A 3,127-nucleotide genomic window follows, 5' to 3' on the forward strand; every position below is an offset into this window, starting at 1 on the left:
GGAACGTTCAGAAGGTGGCGTCGGGAACTGGGGAGGCCCTCCCCGGCCGAAGCGTGCTGCGGATAGGCGTGGACAACGCCGTCCTATAACCGGTGAGGAGCCGGGAAGTGGGCGGCGGCTGGGAGGGAGTCGGAGGCGGTCGTAGTACTGATCGAGCCGCAGGACACACAACCTGTGGTGAGGGAAGGGCCGCTGCTTCGTTCATGCGCGAGATTGCGAGATGCGACTGGTGAGTGCCGTATCGGCTAGTGTCATGCGCCAGAAATCCGTCGTAGATATTTAGCGAGGGATTCGAGGATCTCCCCGGCGGTCTTCTTCCACACGAACGGGCGCGGGTTGTCGTTCCACTGATCGATCCAGGCGCGGATGTCCTTCTCCAGAGCTTGGACGCTCTTGTGCACTCCGCGCCTGATCACCTGATCGGTCAGGAAGCCGAACCACCGCTCCACCTGGTTGATCCATGAGGACCCGGTCGGCGTGAAGTGCATGTGGAAACGGGGATGACCGGCCAGCCACGCCCTGATCGCCGGGGTCTTGTGCGTGCCGTAGTTGTCACAGACCAGGTGGACCTCCAGCCCGGCCGGCACCGCCTTGTCGATCGTGACCAGGAACTTCTTGAAACTCGGCGGCACGGTGCCGGCGATGCAGTTCGCCGATGACCCTGCCGTCGGCGACGTTGAAAGCGGCGAACAGGCTGGTGATCCCGTTGCGGACGTAATCGTGGGTACGCCGCTCGGGCATGCCCGGCATCATCGGCAGCACCGGCTGCGACCGGTCCAGGGCCTGGATCTGTGATTTCTCATCCACGCACAGCACCACGGCCCGCTCGGGCGGGTTGTGGTACAGCCCGACAACGTCGACAACCTTCTCCATGAACAGTGGATCGGCAGACAGTTTGAACGTGTCGGCCTGGTGGGGTCTGAGCCCGAAATCCCGCCAGATCCGCCCGATCGTCGATCTGCTCAGCCCGCTGCGGGCGGCCATCGAGGTGCGCGACCAGTGCGTGGCGTTCTTCGGCGTCTGCTCCAGTGTCGCCACCACCACCTGCTCGACCTGGTCCACGGTGATCGACGGCGGACGGCCGGGCCGGGCCTCGTCGATCAGGCCGTCCAGCCGCAGCCGCAGGAACCGCGACCGCCACTTGGACACCGTGGCCGGATCCACCCGCAACTCGGCGGCGACCTGCTTGTTGTCCTTGCCGTCCGCGCAGGCCAGCACGATCTTCGAGCGGGTCGCCAGGATCTGCGACGACTTGGCCCGCCGTGCCCACCGCCGCAAGGTCTCCCGCTCGGCGTCGCTCAGCGTCAGCCCTGCCTTGGGCCGCCCCGGCCGGGGCTCATCGACCAAGGACTGCACCCCGCCCCGCGCGAATATCGAACGCCACTTGCGCACGGTATGCACCGACACCCCGAGGTCGCGCGACACCTGCGCGTTAGTGGCGCCCGGCTGCGCGCACGCCAGCACGATCCGTGCTCTGATCGCCAGTCTCGACGGGTCGGCGGCCACGGCCATCAGCCGGGCACGTTCGGCATCGGTCAGCCGGATCTCCACTGCGGATGGACCTGGAGTCGACACACAACGAGCATACATATTTATGCGACGAATTTCTGGCGCATGACACTAGTGCTGTGACCGGAAACGATCACCGGGTTGGGTGAGGGGCTCATGCTGCCGGCGCGAGGGGACGGCCGCCCCAGCGGATGCCCTTCTCGCTGCGGATGCGGGCGCGTTCGCGGCGCTGGGCGGCCAGCACGTCGGGATGACGGGCGTGTGCGTTACGCCAGCGCAGGTAGGCGTGCAGGGCGCGGGTCTGGACCGTGTGGTTGGGGTGATCGGAGTTGGCCAGAGTGAACTGGCGCAACGGGCCGAAGTGCGCCTCGATCGGGTTGGCCCAGGAGGCGTAGGTCGGTGTGAACAGCAGCCTGACCTTGTGTTTCCTGGCCCAGGTGCGGATGCGCCAGTTCTTATGCGCCGACAGGTTGTCCAAGATGACGTAGATCGGCGCGCCGTCCGGGCGTGCGGCGCGGATCGAGCGCAGGGCGGCCCAGGTGTGGTCGATGCCCTTGCGGGCGCGGTTGACGCCCCGCAGCAGGTCATCACCGACGGAGTAGCAGCCGTGGAAGTAGGTGACGCCCTGGGTGCGGCGGTAGGTGGCCGGCAACCGGTTCGGCTCGCCGGCGGGTGCCCAGCCCGTGCCGGCGGTCGGACGAATGCCCAGCGGGCCGAACTCGTCGAAGGCGAAGGTGCGCTCGGGGCGATGGGTGAGGGCGTACTCGATCTCCTCCAGCTTGGTGTCGAAGTCCGGGTCGGGCGAGTCCTTCCAGGTCTTGGTGCGCTGGAAGGTGATTCCGAGCCGGTGCAGCAGGGTGCGTAGCGCCTCCCGGCCCAGGGTGATGGTCCGGTCGGGCAGGCGGTGCAGGTAGTGCAGGAGCTTGCGGATGGACCAGCGGGTGAACGGCTGGCCGAGCTTGGCGGGGCGGGTGGTGGCCGTCGCCGCGATGAACTCCTCGTCATCAGGACTCAGCAGGCGGGGACGGCCTCCCGCCCACTGAGGGTCCAAGCAGGCCAGCCCGATCTCGTTGAATCGGTGGATGACGTCCCGCACGGTGTCCTCATCGGCTTGGACCAGGCGCGCGATGACCGGGACGGTGTTGCCGCCGGCCGAGGCCAGCAGGATCATCGCCCGCCGATAACGCACCGTGCTCATCGTGCCGCGTCGCACGATGTGCTGCAGCTTCTGCCCCTCTTGGTCTGAGAGCCTGCGGACCTTGACCGGTTGTGTCACCGGGCCTCCCGACTGCTGAACGAGCGTGATCAGCTCATCCAACCGGCAGGACGGTCCTACACGCCAACCCGGTGATCGTTTCCGGTCACAGCACTAGGTCACGCAGTAACGCGCGGCCGGGCGCTGGTCGGGCTGACATTGGCACCCGAACATCGGCGCGGGCATCCCCACTCCGCCATTGCCCGACTTCGATCAGCCGCTCGATCACCTGGCGGAGCTGGGTGGCGGTGATGGCGATGACGTCGGCACCAGGCTCCAAGCGTAGCGCGAACGACGCAGGTCTTGTGCGAGGCCCCGGGCCAGCCGGAGCTGGTTCCATTTGGCCTCGCCGATGAGCGTCTC

The 3,127-nt window shown here is 67.2% G+C and carries 1 protein-coding gene and 2 pseudogenes; all 3 read right to left on the minus strand.

Annotated elements, in window-relative coordinates:
* Positions 1-251 precede the first annotated feature (251 nt).
* Positions 252-1,356: pseudogene (locus DP939_RS45110) on the minus strand (IS630 family transposase).
* Positions 1,357-1,590 (minus strand): annotated as a pseudogene (locus DP939_RS49035) (helix-turn-helix domain-containing protein); the annotation flags it as partial.
* Between the two features lie 73 nt (positions 1,591-1,663).
* Entirely contained in the window at positions 1,664-2,785 is a 1,122-nt protein-coding gene (locus DP939_RS45115) for an IS630 family transposase (RefSeq protein ID WP_113986968.1), read from the minus strand.
* Between the last annotated feature and the right edge of the window lie 342 nt (positions 2,786-3,127).

This window comes from Spongiactinospora rosea (genome assembly GCF_003315795.1).
GTDB lineage: Bacteria > Actinomycetota > Actinomycetes > Streptosporangiales > Streptosporangiaceae > Spongiactinospora > Spongiactinospora rosea.